The 16359-nt window shown below is 41.6% G+C and carries 17 protein-coding genes; 2 read left to right on the forward strand and 15 right to left on the reverse strand.

Annotated features, from left to right (window positions below; translation table 11 throughout):
* Positions 1-37: 37 nt before the first annotated feature.
* The 12 genes from AC5JMF_RS15680 to AC5JMF_RS15735 form a co-directional block, all read right to left on the reverse strand.
* Entirely contained in the window at positions 38-1465 is a 1428-nt protein-coding gene (locus AC5JMF_RS15680) for an MATE family efflux transporter (protein ID WP_495796659.1), read from the reverse strand.
* 51 nt (positions 1466-1516) lie between these two features.
* Complete coding sequence (locus AC5JMF_RS15685; RefSeq protein ID WP_495796660.1) at positions 1517-2302, reverse strand: class I SAM-dependent methyltransferase; 786 nt, start codon at positions 2300-2302, stop codon at positions 1517-1519.
* Positions 2303-2575: 273 nt separating this feature from the next.
* The gene (locus AC5JMF_RS15690; protein ID WP_495796661.1) at positions 2576-4165 is read right to left on the reverse strand and encodes a tryptophan halogenase family protein; all 1590 of its coding nucleotides are present in this window, start codon (positions 4163-4165) and stop codon (positions 2576-2578) included.
* Positions 4166-4202: 37 nt separating this feature from the next.
* Positions 4203-4946 (reverse strand): DNA alkylation repair protein, encoded by a 744-nt coding sequence (locus AC5JMF_RS15695; RefSeq protein ID WP_495796662.1) that lies wholly within the window; start codon positions 4944-4946, stop codon positions 4203-4205.
* Positions 4943-6223 carry a phenylacetate--CoA ligase family protein gene (locus tag AC5JMF_RS15700; RefSeq protein WP_495796663.1) on the reverse strand — a complete coding sequence of 427 codons (1281 nt, stop codon included), beginning with the start codon at positions 6221-6223 and terminating at the stop codon, positions 4943-4945. The genes AC5JMF_RS15695 and AC5JMF_RS15700 overlap by 4 nt, the downstream gene beginning before the upstream one ends.
* Before the next feature lie 22 nt (positions 6224-6245).
* Positions 6246-7028 (reverse strand): creatininase family protein, encoded by a 783-nt coding sequence (locus AC5JMF_RS15705; RefSeq protein WP_495796664.1) that lies wholly within the window; start codon positions 7026-7028, stop codon positions 6246-6248.
* Positions 7021-7953 (reverse strand): beta/alpha barrel domain-containing protein, encoded by a 933-nt coding sequence (locus tag AC5JMF_RS15710; protein ID WP_495796665.1) that lies wholly within the window; start codon positions 7951-7953, stop codon positions 7021-7023. Before AC5JMF_RS15710 ends, AC5JMF_RS15705 begins: the two co-directional genes overlap by 8 nt.
* A gap of 120 nt (positions 7954-8073) precedes the next feature.
* Positions 8074-8583, reverse strand: coding sequence for a DinB family protein (locus AC5JMF_RS15715; RefSeq protein WP_495796666.1), 510 nt, complete (start codon positions 8581-8583; stop codon positions 8074-8076).
* On the reverse strand, positions 8573-9505 hold the full coding sequence (locus tag AC5JMF_RS15720) for a hypothetical protein (RefSeq protein ID WP_495796667.1): 933 nt from the start codon (positions 9503-9505) through the stop codon (positions 8573-8575). Before AC5JMF_RS15720 ends, AC5JMF_RS15715 begins: the two co-directional genes overlap by 11 nt.
* Before the next feature lie 81 nt (positions 9506-9586).
* The gene (gene nocL / locus AC5JMF_RS15725; protein ID WP_495796668.1) at positions 9587-10771 is read right to left on the reverse strand and encodes a 3-methyl-2-indolic acid synthase; all 1185 of its coding nucleotides are present in this window, start codon (positions 10769-10771) and stop codon (positions 9587-9589) included.
* Positions 10772-10825: 54 nt separating this feature from the next.
* Entirely contained in the window at positions 10826-12247 is a 1422-nt protein-coding gene (locus tag AC5JMF_RS15730; RefSeq protein ID WP_495796669.1) for a coproporphyrinogen-III oxidase family protein, read from the reverse strand.
* A 359-nt stretch (positions 12248-12606) separates the two neighbouring features.
* Positions 12607-13794, reverse strand: coding sequence for a glycosyltransferase family 2 protein (locus AC5JMF_RS15735; protein WP_495796670.1), 1188 nt, complete (start codon positions 13792-13794; stop codon positions 12607-12609).
* 156 nt (positions 13795-13950) lie between these two features.
* Between AC5JMF_RS15735 and AC5JMF_RS15740 the strand changes: the two genes are divergently transcribed.
* A complete protein-coding gene (locus AC5JMF_RS15740) occupies positions 13951-14514 on the forward strand; it encodes a Uma2 family endonuclease (protein WP_495796671.1) in 564 nt (187 codons plus the stop codon).
* A 71-nt stretch (positions 14515-14585) separates the two neighbouring features.
* Here the strand turns inward: AC5JMF_RS15740 and AC5JMF_RS15745 are convergent, their stop codons facing one another.
* Both AC5JMF_RS15745 and AC5JMF_RS15750 read right to left on the reverse strand, forming a co-directional pair.
* Positions 14586-14747, reverse strand: a complete 162-nt coding sequence (locus AC5JMF_RS15745) for a hypothetical protein (protein WP_495796672.1) — start codon at positions 14745-14747, stop codon at positions 14586-14588.
* Between the two features lie 108 nt (positions 14748-14855).
* Positions 14856-15224, reverse strand: a complete 369-nt coding sequence (locus tag AC5JMF_RS15750) for a DUF1823 family protein (RefSeq protein WP_495796673.1) — start codon at positions 15222-15224, stop codon at positions 14856-14858.
* Between the two features lie 146 nt (positions 15225-15370).
* On the opposite strand from AC5JMF_RS15750, the gene AC5JMF_RS15755 reads away from it, so the two are divergent.
* On the forward strand, positions 15371-15667 hold the full coding sequence (locus AC5JMF_RS15755; RefSeq protein WP_495796674.1) for an acylphosphatase: 297 nt from the start codon (positions 15371-15373) through the stop codon (positions 15665-15667).
* A 287-nt stretch (positions 15668-15954) separates the two neighbouring features.
* Here the strand turns inward: AC5JMF_RS15755 and AC5JMF_RS15760 are convergent, their stop codons facing one another.
* Complete coding sequence (locus AC5JMF_RS15760) at positions 15955-16182, reverse strand: ferredoxin family protein (protein ID WP_495796675.1); 228 nt, start codon at positions 16180-16182, stop codon at positions 15955-15957.
* Between the last annotated feature and the right edge of the window lie 177 nt (positions 16183-16359).

A 16359-nucleotide genomic window follows, 5' to 3' on the forward strand; every position in this document is an offset into this window, starting at 1 on the left:
ATCTTGAATTTGAATGCTATAAGTCTGCAAACATACTTTAGAAGCTGGAGAATACTTTTTGGTCTTCTAAAGAAATCTGAAAAATGATACTAGGTAGGTCTTTCATCTTCGACAGTAATGTGAGAATTAGACCAAATAAAGTCACCGAAAAACTGAAGAGAATTCCAGCCCAAATCCCAGTGCTGCCAAATCTGGTGCTAAGTATTATTGCACTACCAAGACCCAAAATCCAGTACAGAACAAAAACTAATAACATTGGTGTTTTGGTTTCTCTAAATCCTCGCAATATTCCAGCACAAACAACAATCAAACCATTGATTAGTTGGAGTACTGCCGCCCACCTCATAAAGACTGTAGCTTGTTCTACAACTGTACGATTCTGCTCTAAATCTTCCTTCACTAACAAGCTAACCATAGACTGGTCAAACATAATCATCGCAACTAGGCAAATGAGTCCATAAATAGTTGCTAACCCAATAGAGGTCATGAAAACTTGTTTGATTAATTGAGTATCTTTTTGACCTATGGCAAGGGAAATTCTAGTAGTAGCTGCATGGGAAAAGCCTATTGGTAGCATATAAAAAACAGCTATCCATTGAAGGGTAATAGAGAAGGCAGCAAGCTGATCGGTGCCTAATACTCCCATGATCAACCCAGCCCCTGAAAATGTAATATGTTCCGAGAATAAAACAAATCCAATCGGAAGACCTAGAGAAAGGATGGCACGCAGGAGATCGGGCCTAAAATGTTGTGCTTTTGTCCAGAATACAACGCGGTTTATTCTGGGGCGATAACGCATTAATAGCGCTACCGCAACAACCATTAGCGTATTGGTTAAACTAGTGCCGACAGCACAACCAGGGGCACCGAGAGTCGGGAATCCAAATACCCCAAACATGAATGCGTAATTTGTCAAGCCGTTAATAAAAACGCCAATGAGCGAAACGCATCCTAGAATTACAACATCACCTACAGTCGTGAGAAAGACCCTGATTACAATGAATAATAGGGATGGCAGAAAGCCCGGAATTAGCCAGTAGGTATATGTTTTAGCGATTTCAACTACCTGCTCCTGCTGCCCAAGTAACAATAAAAATGGCTCCATCACCAGAGCGAACAACGCCATAATGGCGGTCATCCCATAAGCTAGATAATTTCCGTGGTTCAAAGTGGTGGAAATGTCTCTAAGACGTAATTGCCCAAGGGCTGCACCCATCATCGGAGCCGTTGCGTGCAACACGCCTGTAAAGAAGAGAAACAATAAGAGAAATAGGGAGTTCACTAGAGAACCTGCTGCCAAGGCTTGGGCGCCAAACCATCCCATCATGACGGTATCCGTCATACCGATAATGATTTGGCTTAGCTGACTTAACCCAACACCGATACCGAGAATCGTAGTAGCTGACATTTCTTGAGTCAGTAATGACAACTTCTGATCTTTGACTTTCTCTATCACCTCTATCACGGTTTCTCTCCTCAACAATGCGTTGTAATACAAACGATGAAGCAAGTATTTTTAGTTTTTCTGGAAGAAATCTATTACTTCGTAGGTCATAGGTGGGCATTGGTCTGGCTTACCTTGGATTCTGGTTCGATATATATGTCGATAGCCTGTGTCGGCAATTTTCAACATTTGTTCTTTAGTTAGAAGATCGTAGCGATCGCGGTCTTGAAACATCCGTGGCCCTTGAGATTCGCCAGCAAAGTAAACTCCATCGTACTGAATCTGATCACCAGATTTTTTGTAGTAGTTGAATCTGATTACTGATGTACCATCAACTTCTAAAAATTCAGTGTTTGTGACATTGTGTTCCGGTATAGCCTCAAATTCTGGTAGCACTGCCAGCAACATACACGCAAAGTAACCACCCGGTTTTAAAATTTGTAAGCAACTTTGTGCAAGTTTCTCCATGTCTTCAAGCGAAATTGGCACAAACAGCGATACTACAGCGTTGAACTGGCAATTAGGCAAGTTTTTGGAAAAGTCGAGCAAGTTGAACTCAATATTTTTTTCGTTAGACTCAGCTCGTCTTTGAGAAAGTACGATGGATTCTTGGTTGCTATCGTACCCAAAGCATTGATATCCATAATCATCAAGGTAAATTAAGTTAGTGCCGGCACCGCTTCCCAGCTCACACACACTGTGTACGTTACCTTGCTGCGAAAAGAATTCATGCAACAGTTTGCAAGTACCTTGATGATCCCAATAGTGTCGTCGAAAAGCTTCAATGTACTTGATACAATCTTCTGGATAAGTAACTTTCCAGGTATTCTCTGCTCTAGCAGGCATCATGTTTACCATTTTCTACTCCTTAAACTAATTGAGGTAGCCTCTGGTGAAGAGACTAAAGTGCTAAAACGAAATTCTTGACAACTCAGATGTACTAACTAGCTTTTGTTTTTGCTGCTAGCAATTACGCTAGTCATTATGGAAAATAATTTAGCGATCGCATTTGCTGGGCATCCAAAAATTTGGTAAAAAGAAAAAACATTTTTCTGCTACCTACTCCCAACCCCCAACTAGCAATTTTAGGTTGGTGAACTACTAGTACATTATTTTAAATACTTTCTATTTCTACAAAGTTGTACTGAAATATTTATTGTCTAAACTTTTTCTCGATAGCTGCTTGAGATAATCACCATGAACAGGAAGTGTGGAGTTTAATTTTTCTGCTTCATTTTTGACATCTAATAACATTTGCTCTACTGAATCCTGATAATCTAAAAGGGGCAAGCTATTTTTAGGAAAACATCCCATACCAGCTAATATGCAAATGTAAGAATAATCAGGAAATGATAAACCCACTATTTCTCTAGTGTTATAAGGCCACATCTCTCGCCAAAGTTCTAATTTTTCTTGCAATGTATCTGGAATTGCTGAATGATGCTTATTTGCTTGCCAAAATGGACTATCTTCTCTCTTGGATAAGCAATAGTGCATAATTATAAAATCTCGGATTTCTTCATATTCTTTTTGCATAATCCTATTATAGTTTTCGGTGATTTTTTGGTGAAATAGACGATTAGGAAAGTTATGAATCAAGTGATTTAAAGCAGCTTCTATTAAATAGATACCTGTAGATTCCAAAGGTTCAATAAATCCACTACTTAACCCTATACTGACACAATTTTTCACCCAACTATTTCGATTTCTTCCCACCCTCATCTTTATATATCTGGCTTGATGAGAATATCCATTTAAGTGTTTGATAAATTCTACTTCTGCTTCTGCTTGAGAGATAAATTTGCTGGAATAAACATAGCCATGACTAGTCCTCGTAACTAAAGGAATATTCCATGTCCATCCTGAACTTAATGCGGTTGCCGTAGTGTAAGAATTAATGCCCCCATGATTTTGATTATAAGGATCATCCTGTTCATAGGGAATTGACATAGTGATGGCACTGTCACAAAAAAGATAGTCTGAATACGAAACAAAGGGTTCTTGGAGTGCTTGATTAATTAATAATCCCTGAAAACCGGAACAATCGATAAATAAGTCACCAGAAATAGTACCATACTTTTCAGTTAATACGTGACTAATAAATCCTCGCTCATCTAAACAGACATCTCTGACATTATCGATAATTTGTTTGACTCCTTGGGATGTGGCTTTTTCTCTTAAGAAATTAGCTATCTGTCCGGCATCAAAATGATAGGCATATTCGACCCTCCAAGCATATTCTGGGTCATCCTTATATTTAGGAGCTTTTTGGGCTTCGCATAAAGAAACAGTTTCAAAACAACTGGAATAGAAAGACTCAGCATTGCCATTAAACTTAGTTTTGAGCCAATGATGGAGGATGGTAGTATCTGTTTTTTGAGTAAATAGCCATTGGGCAATTGGATGCCAAAATACATCATTTTCAGATAAGCCAGACCAATTAACGAACTTTATTCCCAGCTTAAATGTAGCATTACATCTCGCCATCCATTCAGCTTCAGATATTCCTAAAAACTTAAATGTATTAACTATAGTGGGAATTGTTGCTTCCCCAATCCTCACTGTAGGAATTTCTGAAGATTCTATTAAAGTAATATGGCAATTATTCTCTTTAGTTGCGTTTAAGGCTTTGCTTAAATAAGCCGCAGATAACCACCCAGCTGTACCACCACCTACAATAACAATATTTTTAATTTTATGATGATTGTGTTGATCCAACATTTTTTGCTCTCCTTTATTTGTTTAATTCAGAGATTTTTTATTTATATTTTTTGCCCATTGTTGTATGAGATGGTACAAGACGACGACGTTCGGGTACTGCTACCAAGGTTTCTAATTCCTTCAATGCGTCCTTTCCTACCCAACGCTCAGCACTACTAGTTGATTGACTAAGTTCAGCAGCTAGTATTATTGCCTTTTCCTGAGCATAAAAGCTTCTTTTACCAATTTCTCGTAAAGCCCAACTAACAGCTTTTTTGACGTAATTTCTTGAGTCATTAGCGTAGTCACGAATTAATAAGAGATAGTCATCAATCTGCTCATCGGGGATATTTTTGTGGTGAATCATGATCATAGCGATCGCCGAAAAAGCTGCTCGCCGGAAAAACTCCCTTGGATCTTTTGCCCAGACCGAAATTTTTTCAACACAAGCAGGAATGTAAATAATTAGGTTATTGCACAAGTGGTCACATAGATCCCAAGAAACAACATCTAATAACCATTTTTCAACAATTACCTCAGACATTTCCTCTGGTTCTGCTACTAAAACTGCTAACAGCTTTGTTTCGTGCAAACCAGCTTTCCATAAATCTAGTGCCAACTTTTGGTTACGACCGATTTTCTTTCCCAGCTTACGGATTGTTGGCACAGGTATCCCAATTGCAGTATCAGTCTGTACCCCCAAGCGCCCTAAACTTTTTTTGTGTGACTCACTACCTATGGTCTGGAAATAGGCAATGATTTCTGGGACTGATGATATAGGTTCAATTTCAGATGAAGTCAACCTCGCTCTCCTTTGACAAATTCATGCTCTTTATTTTCACGCAGATCAACAATTTCTGGTGTTTTGCCGCGCAACGTCATGAACATCTCACCATTGGGATTAAATTGCAGCCGCAACTTGCCAATATCCTTAGCTGCGGCCAGATCGAGCGATGACGACCACAATGCCTCTTCTATTTTGTTGTGCATAGCTGGCGATACATTAGCAGCAGCTACAGTCACTATTTCAATTTCATCTGCTCCATCAATACCTCGTCGCAATACTGCTTGGTAGGTAGTTAGTTGTGGATCGATAGACGTTAAAGCAGAGCGAATTTGATGGGAATAGAGTTTGATACCGTCATAGAGAAAAAGTGCTTGAGTACTGCGCCCAATGACCTTAATTCTCGTCCATATTTTACCACAACGACATTGACCAGGAATCGGTTCGATAATATCGCCAAGGCGATAACGGATTAAAGGCGTTCCTTGAAAATAAAGTGAAGTGATTACTGCTTCTCCAGCTTGTCCATCAGGAACTTTTTTGTTGGTTCCAGGTTCGACTAGCTCCAGATAATACAAATCGTCCATGAAATGGAGTCCTGAGTGTTGAGAGCAAGAACCAGCCAGACCATCTGTTTCTTCACTTCCATACAGATTATGCGGCTCAATCTGCCAAAAGTCGCAAATTTGGAATCGCTGGATTGCTGAACAGGGTTCGCCGGCAAGCAAAATCTTCGCAATCTTTGGTGGTTTTTCACCGCTTTGCAAGTAGTACTGAGTTATTTGGCACATCCTTGAAGGTGACGTAAAGATAGCGTTCGGCTGGAAAAACGCCAGTAAATTGATCATCCTTTGGTCTGTAACAGACAGTCCGCCAGGAATGGCCAAAACACTCAATTTTTGGCACGCTTCTAAGCTGATGTAACCTAAGTGAGCCAGATCGAATGGTTGACCTATCCACAAACTATCACCAGCCTCCAATCCAGCAAGTGAGAACAAACGGCACATCACCTCGACGCTGGTTTTTGTATCTTGAACTGTGCGAAACAATGTTTTTGGTGATTGGATTGTGCCACTACTGCTAGTGACTCGATAAATATCTGCTGTCTGTGATTTAAACAAGTTTGCATTCGTAGATAAATCTATAGGCGTGACGATCGGTAGTTGTGCAAAATCCTCTAAATCTGAAAACGAGTTGATGTCAATGCCAGCCTGAGAGTAAAGAGTGCGATAATATGGGCATTCATTCGCGGCACGTTGGGCGATCGCCCTAATTTTTTTGCTTAAGTTTTCCACTTTTTTTCCTATCTCTTCTGAGCTAATTCTTAACCGCGTACTGAGAAAATACCTCCATGTGCTTAGTAATTCTGCTAGCTAATTCCTTTGTAATTTGCTCGAAAAGAGTCTGACCGCGTTCAGCAGATGCCTCCGATGTTCTGTGAAGCACTCCACGGCATGACACACTTTCTGAGGCAACCGGATGCAACAAAATTCCAGCCTCTGGCGGGGTTGCATGATTTACACGAATATCGTGTGTCGCAGCAGGTTTAAGAAAAAGCATCAAAGAAGTTTCAACCAAACTGGCGTGTTCTGCGTGCCAACCGACAAAGCTACTACCAAATACGTTAGCTACGAAAGCCGAATCTAGAACAGACCACCAGCTCAACGCCATCAGAGATACACCATCGAGTACTCCTGCTTCTCGGAGTAAGTCAACTGCTTCAAATATCAGCCCTTCATTCTCATAGTGTCCATTGACAATCACGATCCGGCGTGCGCCTGATGCCACATAAGAACGGAGAATGTCGTATATATAGTCGATCAATGTGCTGCCACGCACATAGATTGTGCCTGGAAATCCTGCTCCACCTCCACTTTGCGGCAGTGACCTAGCACCATACGGGATGGCGGGTGCAACCAAGCCTCCCAGGCGAATTGCTACTTGTTCACAGATGGCTTGAGGTATGTCGCAGTCAACCGATAAGGGCAAATGTGGGCCATGTTGTTCAGTAGATCCCACTGCCAGAAAAAGAATCTTTTGCTGCAAAAGATTACCTGCTTGTTCAGTTGTTGCTAGTGCAAAGTTGTGTGTATCAACCATTGGTTAAAGCGCGTCCAATTTGGTTTACAACCTGAGTCTGATTTTGCAAACACCAGTTTGAAAGTTCAGCCACAATTTCACCTACTAATTCCACACCTGAATGCATGAGCGCAGTATGCATCTGTACGGCAGATGCACCAAGATGGATGTATTCCAACACATCATGGGCATTTTCTACGCCACCAATCCCCAAAATGGGGCATTGTAGCCCTGCTTCCCGGAGACGATATATAGAATTTAGGACAATAGGCTTAATTCCTGGCCCAGAGTAACCAGCTACTCCTCCCGTCAGCAATAATGGCTGATCTTGATGAAGTGCGATCGCTGGCAGTGTATCACTTAAACTCAATGCTTCAGCGCCCGCCTCAAGAGATGCATGAGCTAGATCGAGAATACTGTCAGTTGCAGTCAGCTTCACAGATATAGGCACATTGACTCGCGCTTTCACCGCTTTCGTATAAGCATATACAACATTTGGAGTTAGGGTTGAGTAAGTTACATCGTTGGGACAAGAAATCCCCAATTCTAAGGGATACATACATATATCTGCAATGCGGGCTGCTAGCTCCCCAAGCAGCGCCGGGTTTTCGGCGTGAATACTGACGATGATAGGTAGCGATGCTTGCTGCATGGCAGCTAAATCAACAAACCACTGCTCAAGTTGCTTCCAAGAGTAAGTGGTAGAGTTCATTGTTCCTGTAGGGAGATGATGGATCTTCTCTGTAGCAGAAGACCGTCGCCCATAATAAATAGTTTTAGTGACAACAGCACCGGCACCTGCGTTAATCGCTTTGCGTATCTGCAATATAGTATCCGTCATCGTTCCAGAGGCAACGATGACTGGATTACGCAATTCCATACCCAAAACGGTTGTATGCAGCGTGGAGTATTTATCGCTAGAAACTGAATGAGTATATGTTGTCATAGTCTAGCCTCAGCTTGCTTAGGATTCGTGTAAAAATAAGTTGAACAATTTAATATTTGTAGTGCGGGCATCTTGCCCGCGCGAGCAAGATGCTCGCACTACTTATTTTTACTTGATGCCTTAGTTCGATAAAGATGGTGGCAGTGCCCAATTAAAACGCCAACTGTCTGGAATAGGTAGTTGAAATAAATAAAGCGCCAGCGTCATTTGACCATGATGGAATACTTCATGTGATACTAGGTTATTCAAATGTCCTTCCACAGGAATTTCGATATCATCCCATCTCACTACTGCGTTCACTTCACCATTGAGAGCCGCTTCTAACTTTTGATCTGCCATAGCTAACAAGTGTTTCAGCTTTTCTTTGTCATTCTCTTGCCCAAAGGCAGAAACATCAGGCACTGACGAGAAATCCATCACTCCAGTTGCTCCCGTCGTCATAGCTGAGATAAAAGCAAGTTGAACACTAGCCATTTCTTGGAAGTGCTTGGAGAAAGTATCTAATCCAGGTCGCGGCCACTGACGCTGTAGGTCTGCTTCAGTTAGCTGCTCTAAAAGGTCATAGGTAAGTCTACGATTGAAAGCAAAAAATTGCAAAAGTGGAAATAATTCTTGACCATTACGCTTCATTTGCTTGTTCCTTTCTGGCATTGATAGTTACTTCTGGTATGTGCTGGTTTGTAAACCACAAAAATTCTCCCTCTTTAACTTGAGATTCAAGTAAAAGAGGAGTTCGTCTCAAGAAATAAGCAGGCGCTGGCGTGTAGCCGTGAACATACAGTTCTTTGATTCTATGGTTGACGATCTTTGCAGTCAGGTGCATGATACCGATAGTATCTGGGTTGTATCCACACTCTTGTCCTGTCTCATAGACGTATATATCTGCAACATCATACTCGCCAGAGCCGTCTCCCGTAATTAATTTGGGTGTTTGCGGTATTGATATCCCTCGCATGGCTGTATTTAATACGTCCGATGCAATCTCTGGTGTAATTGGAGCTTTAAAAAGTGGATGCATAATCAGACCATCCTCAGTAAATAGGGAAACAAAGGTTTGCATATCATTGCTTCCCCATGCTTGAGCAATGCGGTCTGTAATTTCTTGTGTTGTGACTTCTCCAACGTCTATGCGCTCTAGCGGCCAAACTCTCGTGGGATTTTGATTAATTAAATCATATCCATGAACCACAAGCTTTGTGAACTGATGATCTTTAATTTGTGCTTGCACTGCCATGCGTCCAACATAGGCAGGTTTGTATGGTGCAACATCACCTGTTTCATCAAAATACATCTCAATCACATCGCTTTTGCCATCACCCTCGCCTGACTGTAAGACAAATCCCCGATACATCGTCACCCCGCAGACGGTGGCATTCATGACATCGGCAGCAATCTGTGGAGAGATTGGCTCTTTAAAGAAGGGATGAACTATCATGGCGTTTGGATCAAACAACGACACAAAGCCAGTCATGTCGTTCTTACCCCAAAATTTACCGATAGTTTGTGCTAACTGCATCGCAGATAGTCCGTTGTTAGTTTTTACTTCTGTCATTGTCTATTTTTCAACCAGACTAAACTCGCTGTATTCTTTCCCTGTTAAGACTTGCCTTTCTTAACTATTTATTTTGCACGCTTACTTAACAACAGGAATTCTAGTTAGCTGTTTTGGTTCAAAATACTTAAACTTATAACCGTTGTCAGCCAGTCGCTTGAGAATATCTTTGGGACGACGGTGGTCTGGAATTAAGAATTGCGATGAATGTTCATCGTTCGGCGCTTCTTCTTGCCATCGGTAGGGTGTAACATCCGGACTACCAGGACTGAGTGTGCGAGCAAACGGCATCACTTTGTCTTGGAATTCCATATCCTCTCGTGTTGTCAATACTATCCCTGATTGGGGTGTAAAGTAAGCTACTGTGGCAATTAAGCGAATATAGGTACTGTCGGAAACAACCGTTCGATTTGAAGCACCGAGTGCAGGCCGTAAGCGTGGTAATGAGACATAGATTTTAGCTCCTCGACTAGTTAAATGCTCGACATGAAGCAGAATATTTACTAACTCCTCTTGAGAATCATGCAAACCAACTAAAAAGCCAGGATTCACAGTTCTAAAACCAGCATCAAGCCAGTTATCGAAAGAATCAATGCGTCGCCAAAAGTCGGCTTTGGGGATTTCTCCTGAGTCTTCACCCATGAATTTTTTATACTTTTCCAGGTTGTAGGTTTCTTGGAATACGCACATAGTGATTTTCTCTTCACCTTGAGGTAGCCACTCACTCATGACCTCTATTTCATCTGGTGTCATGCTGCCAATGTTGAAGAAAATCTTTTCAAATCCTAGTTGGAGTGCTGTGTTAATCGCCCAGCCGGTGAAGAATGCATTCGTGTAGCGCGTAAATTTATCTTGATATTCGCCAGTGAGAAATCCTACACCTGAGACACCATCTACTTCCCGTAAGATGGCAAGTTGTTCTTCAATCTTCTTCTTACCAGAGAACTTTCTGATCAGTTTAGAGTTACCTTGCCGCATTCCGCACATTTTGCATTCCGATTGGCAGTAGTTGGTCACGAAGATTGGCACAAAAGTCTCTTTTTCTATCGCTACTGCTCCAACACGCACAGTTGCCCGCTTCATAATACTCTCGATCGAGATAGAATCGCAGTTAAATAACGCTAGTGCCTGGGCTGCTTTGGTTGCTGGATCATCAGCAATGTACGCTTCATCTTCTAGTAAGTTAATTAGTGCAGTTGTTGAAAAGGAGGCCGATGTGGCTTTAACTGTTTCAATCTCAGGTAAAGCATAGTGCTGTTGGCTCATAGTACACTCCAATAAATATCCTTGGTATGGAACTGAGGGAATTGCTGACCTTAATTAGTAGGCAGATGTATGGAAAGTTGTTTCCTTTTCAACAAGGGTTAGAAGCTCTTGCTGGCTCCACGTTTTCTTTGGCTTAAGTCTTTCGAGTTGAACTGCCCATAGTTGTGATTTGCCGCGATTACGAAGGTTGAAAAATGTCTTAGAGATGTTATCGATGAAGAACTTGCCATGTCTGGTAACTATGAGAGTGTCTCCTTGTATTTCCAGCCACCCTTTCTCTAAAAGTACCGACAGTTCAAGTCGATACAGTTCCTGAAAATTCACTCCAAAAATCCTATTGAATGGTTCTAGTGAGAACTTGAGACAACGAACACCCAAAGCTGGATAACGTGCTACTGCGTCATCCCACGTGTGTACTTGTCCCATCAAAATTGGTACTCTCTCTTGATTGATGATTTCTACATAAGTTTCTGAATCGTGGACGTTGGCCCAAGTCACACCGTTGAAGCTTTCTGAAAAAGCCCCAGCTCCTAAAGATAGATTTTCTGCCTGCGGGGCCCCCCAGAGATCTCTAAGTTGCAGATTTTCGTGTCCTGATTTAGCGTAATCTGGCTGCGCGACGTGGACAAAGCCCTCTGCGTGCAGTCTGTCGTGAAGAAAGTAATACATCTCTCCTTCGACATTAACTGACTTCTGTTTCTTGGCTATTCCCTTGAGTTCCCGGATCTCAGGATCAAGAGCATATGTACTAATGCCCTGAACACCAATCGCTAATGCGGTATCTATTTCTTGCTCAAGATCCTTGAGGCTTTGGTCTGCGTGTCGGAACATCAAGTCCATAGCTACTGTATTGAAACCTACTGATAGGGCATCAGTCAGGATTTGCTGGCTTTGTTCAACCTTCTGATGAAGCTTTAGCGAGTCGATAAAGCGCTGTTGAAACGATTGGATTCCAAATGACACGCGATTAACACCAAGTTCCCACGCTCTAGTTAGGTATTCTTTATCTACTGTCCTTGGGTGACATTCAAGGGTGATTTGGCAATCCTTGCTGAAAGAAAACCAGCGCCGCAACTCAGTCAGAATCTTTTCGAGATGGTCTGTTGTCAAACTGCTAGCAGTGCCACCACCAAAATATAATGTGGTAACGGAACGCGATTTTATGCCAGGCAAATTACCATAAAACCGAATTTCCTTGCAGAGCGCGTCTACATAAGAACCCAAATCTCTGTGGCTGAGAGGTTCGTGGGTGAATGGACACATACTGCAAATGAATCGACAAAAGGGGATATGAACGTATAGTGTCAAATTATCTTGGAGTCGCGGAATATCAGTCGGACGCCAGATCACACTAGGATCAAATTCACCTAATGCAAGCGGAAAAAGCCAGGTATAGCAAGGATCACGCTCGTCAAATTGTAAAAGCTCTTTAGTATCCCAGCGGTTACGAACGTTTTCTACTGTTTCAAACTGCATTTTGCTCTCCTCTAATGATGATAATTAATTAGACTGGGGCAGAAAGTTTTTAAGCAGTATTTAGCTAAAAAGACTGAGTTTTTAACTCGAATAAGTCGAATTAACTTTGAAAAGTTTAGAAAATGGAAAATAACTCGGCTAATCTAAATAGTTAGTCGAAGGACTTGCCAACGAAAACTTAACCTTTAAGAAAGGTTGCTTTTCTAAGGAGAATAAAATATGTAAGATGTGGTTACAATAACTTATTCTTTGATTAAGACTAACAATTTCTTCTCTGTACGTATGAATGCCAAAACCAAAACTACGCGCAAGGGGAGCAAGGCGTTCAATATCAACGTCATTACGAATTCCCAATTCTTCTACCCTAATCCCATTTCTCGCAACCCTTGGCGTAATCGCTGCGCTTCTGCTGGATTTTGTTGTTCGTGAAGGAGAATCGCGTTTTTAAAGGCTGTTAAACTAGCTTGGACTTGGCCAATTTTTAGCAAAACTACTCCTAAGTTTTGATATGCTTCTGCATAGCTGGGGTTTAATTTAATCGCTTTTTGATAACAGGCGATCGCATCTGTAAACAAACCCAAGGCTTTTAATGTCATCCCTAGGTTATAATGTCCGGCTGCAAAATTAGGATCAATCTTGAGAGCTGTAGCGTAAGCAGTTTTTGCGTTGTTGTAATCTCCCGTTGCTTTGAGTAAGTTGCCCAAATTGTTGTAGGCTCCTAATTTGAGGATGGGATAAATTGGTAACTTGATGGCAGTTCGATAGTGGGAAATAGCCTGTTGGGGATTTTTTAAATGATTGTAGGCAATACCTAAATGATAGTGAAGTTCGTATAAAATATCATAGTTTTCCTCACCAGCAGCCACACCTCGTTTCAGCAACTCCATGCCTTGGGCAATTTTCCCAGTTTCTACATACAACGCCCCTAATTTACTGCAAACATAGGGGTCATTGGGATGAGTTGCGAGAAACTCTTCCATCGCTACCGTTGCTTTGGCGTATTTGTTGTTTTGAGCGATCGCACTTTTTTGATATCCTGAATGGAGAATTGCTACACCCGTTAAATAACCTACCTGCCAATGGGGTTCTTGACTCAAAATCCTCGAAACACTGTCATCTACTAAAGCATGGTAAGGACGTTCAAAGCGAATATTTTGATGATTGCGGAATAATCGAGAAACTAGAGAATAAGGAGATTGTTCTGCACCAACTTCTTGACGAACGAGACTGATTAAGAGATATTCTTCTGTTGCGATCGCTTCTTGTAACCGTGGCACAATCTCTGGTGTTAGAGTTTCATCAGCGTCTAACACCAGAACCCAATTGCCAGTGACATATTTTAGAGCTGCATTGCGAGCAACACTGAAATCATTACACCATTGAAACTGATGAACTTTTGCACCAAATTGTTGAGCAATATTAGGAGTGCGATCGCTTGAGCCTGTATCCAATACTACCATTTCATCAACAACATTTTTGACACTACTAAGGCATTTAGGCAGAGATGCTTCTTCGTTTTTGACAATCATGCACAGGCTAAGACTCATACTAATTTAGAATTGAGATTTAGAATTGGCAGTACTACCGTGACACTTCTAATAATTGTTGCAAAGAAATCTAATCTTAACTTAATGCAGAATATCAGAGCTAAACTCTTAAGCAAAGCTAACTGATGTTAGCAGCAAACGCACAGGAAAGGTTAAATGAATACTGTTGTGCTAAATCTAGAAGCGATTGCTCATTTAAGCGATGAGCAATTTTATCAATTGTGTATTGCTAATCGTGATTTAAGCCTGGAGATGAATGCAGCAGGAGAATTAATCATTGTGCCACCAGTAGGAGGAGAAAGCGGAAATCTAGAAGCTGGACTGATAGCTGATTTAGAAATTTGGAATCGTCAAGCTAAATTAGGCAAAGTTTTTAGTTCTTCAACTATTTTTATACTACCTAATGGTGCAAAACGTTCTCCTGATGCTGCTTGGGTAAAGTTGGAACGGTGGGAAGCTTTAGAGCCAGAACAACGAAAAAAATTTCCCCCACTTGTACCCGACTTTGTGATTGAACTGCGTTCTGAAACAGACCGACTAGCACCAATCCAAGAGAAAATGCAGGAATACATCAAAAATGGGCTGCGTTTGGGTTGGCTGATTAATCACCAGGATGCAAAAGTAGAAATTTACCGAATAGGAAGGGCTGTGGAAGTTCTACAGATGCCAGTAATTATTTCTGGAGAAGATGTATTGCCTGGATTTAAGTTGCAAGTATAGTTAAGTGCGTGTCTTTGTTGACCGAAGAATAAAAGGATACAAGCACCATTATTTATTTATGGGGATTAGACTTATTGCAAAAATACTTGAACCGTCAGAGTCAGAGACTCAAGTCTCTGCCTAATAGCAAAAGTCCGTTTCAACGGACTAAAAATACTGTTATTAGTCGGTTGAAACCGACTTGAGTTATCAGCCAGAAAATAAATTTTCTGGCGAGTATCCGACTTTTGCAAGAGGTCTATTGTAATACGTGAATTTTGCACTTCGCAGCGGTAGCAAGTCCGCGTTCGCTTTTAGCGTCTGGTAGAGAGCGTCATTTTGAATTAAGCGAAGGGGTTGACCTACTGAGTAGTTTGTTGTAGATAACTTAGTAGCCAATTAGCTGCTGTGGCTCTACGTGTTTGTCGCGGGCCAAATTCACCGATTTTGTAACCTTTGAATCCTAATTTTTCCTTAAGAATTTGTTTATTTTCTGAAGCAATAGAGCGAGTTAACTTGACTGTTGCTGGACGATTATCAATAAAGTCTGGTGGTTGCGGATACTCTTGTTGCCATTCTGTTGGTACTTGGCTGTTATCCCATTGTTTAGTTGAGGAGTTGTAGCGATATCCTAAATAATGCCATACCAGCTCATTGACTATAGCATCATCAAGTTTCTCATTCAGTATGTCCCAAATAGTTTCTGTATTCAATGGTGGCAGGTTAGACATAAGCAATTTAAAAGAATACGAAAAGACGTGCTATGGCATGTTTTTTATGATATTACAACGATAATCGCGATCGCAATTTGCAGCTAAGACATAGATTGTAGATTCACAAACTAGGTACACTGGAATCGTTAAGAATATACCAGTCTATGCAAAACCCTACACCGATACCAAAGCTCATTCGTGCCCACGTATGTATTTCTGGCCGAGTTCAAGGAGTAGGCTATCGCTATGCCACTGTGGATACAGCTAGCCAGTTAGGATTAACTGGATGGGTGCGAAATTTACCAGATGAGCGCGTCGAAGCAATTTTTGAGGGGGCGCGGGAGGTTGTGGAAGAGATGATTCGCTGGTGTTACTCTGGCCCTCCTGCTGCTGTTGTTAAAGATGTGGTAGTTGAGTATGAGGAACCAGAGGGTTTACGAGGATTTGAAGTCAGGCGGTAATTTTTAAATAATTCGTAATTCGTAATGACGCGACGCTCCTGTGTCGCTAACGCTAACGCTATCGAGGACTCACTCTAAGCGAAGCTATGCCGCAGGCTTTACGCTGCGCTAACGTAATTCGTAATTAAATAATTCGTAATGACGCGACGCTCCTGTGTCGCTAACGCTTCGCTATCGCGGACTCGCTACCGCTGCGAAGCGCGTAAGCTAATAATCATTTAAATTGCATCCCCGCGTCTCCCCTTCCCCGCGTCCCCGCGTCTTTCTGAGGCAAAGGATTATGCAAGTTAAGACGGAGTTTTTTGTAAATCTGGTCGTTCTTCTGGAACAATTGCCCCCTCTACCGGGCAAACTTGGATGCATATACCACAATCAATACAAGTAGAAAAATCAATCCAGTACCAATCGGTTCCTTTAACGTTTTTACCTGGCCCTTCGTGGATACAAGCTACCGGACAAGCATCTACGCAGTCAGCGACACCCTCACAAACTTCAGTAACAATCGTGTGTGGCATTTGTTGATTCCCTCTGTTCTCAATCGGCTATTTATAGCCTAGCAGGGGACTGAGAGACTGACAGGTCTAGGTTTTTTGGATTTCGCGTTTTGCACAGAAATATTAATAAGGCTACAGATAAGTTGACACTCTCCGGGCTAAAGCCACGGAGATTCTTAAGACATTGCTGCCTTAATA

Source organism: Desmonostoc vinosum, assembly GCF_059505385.1.

What these genes read in the sequence shown, in the direction of transcription:
- AC5JMF_RS15735 (WP_495796670.1), bottom strand. Translation starts at nt 13,794, where the DNA reads ATGAGTCTTAGCCTGTGCATGATTGTCAAAAACGAAGAAGCATCTCTG.
- AC5JMF_RS15685 (WP_495796660.1), bottom strand. Translation starts at nt 2,302, where the DNA reads ATGGTAAACATGATGCCTGCTAGAGCAGAGAATACCTGGAAAGTTACT.
- AC5JMF_RS15750 (WP_495796673.1), bottom strand. Translation starts at nt 15,224, where the DNA reads ATGTCTAACCTGCCACCATTGAATACAGAAACTATTTGGGACATACTG.
- AC5JMF_RS15690 (WP_495796661.1), bottom strand. Translation starts at nt 4,165, where the DNA reads ATGTTGGATCAACACAATCATCATAAAATTAAAAATATTGTTATTGTA.
- AC5JMF_RS15715 (WP_495796666.1), bottom strand. Translation starts at nt 8,583, where the DNA reads ATGAAGCGTAATGGTCAAGAATTATTTCCACTTTTGCAATTTTTTGCT.
- AC5JMF_RS15720 (WP_495796667.1), bottom strand. Translation starts at nt 9,505, where the DNA reads ATGACAGAAGTAAAAACTAACAACGGACTATCTGCGATGCAGTTAGCA.
- AC5JMF_RS15705 (WP_495796664.1), bottom strand. Translation starts at nt 7,028, where the DNA reads ATGGTTGATACACACAACTTTGCACTAGCAACAACTGAACAAGCAGGT.
- AC5JMF_RS15740 (WP_495796671.1), top strand. Translation starts at nt 13,951, where the DNA reads ATGAATACTGTTGTGCTAAATCTAGAAGCGATTGCTCATTTAAGCGAT.
- AC5JMF_RS15710 (WP_495796665.1), bottom strand. Translation starts at nt 7,953, where the DNA reads ATGACAACATATACTCATTCAGTTTCTAGCGATAAATACTCCACGCTG.
- AC5JMF_RS15730 (WP_495796669.1), bottom strand. Translation starts at nt 12,247, where the DNA reads ATGCAGTTTGAAACAGTAGAAAACGTTCGTAACCGCTGGGATACTAAA.
- AC5JMF_RS15755 (WP_495796674.1), top strand. Translation starts at nt 15,371, where the DNA reads ATGCAAAACCCTACACCGATACCAAAGCTCATTCGTGCCCACGTATGT.
- AC5JMF_RS15760 (WP_495796675.1), bottom strand. Translation starts at nt 16,182, where the DNA reads ATGCCACACACGATTGTTACTGAAGTTTGTGAGGGTGTCGCTGACTGC.
- nocL (WP_495796668.1), bottom strand. Translation starts at nt 10,771, where the DNA reads ATGAGCCAACAGCACTATGCTTTACCTGAGATTGAAACAGTTAAAGCC.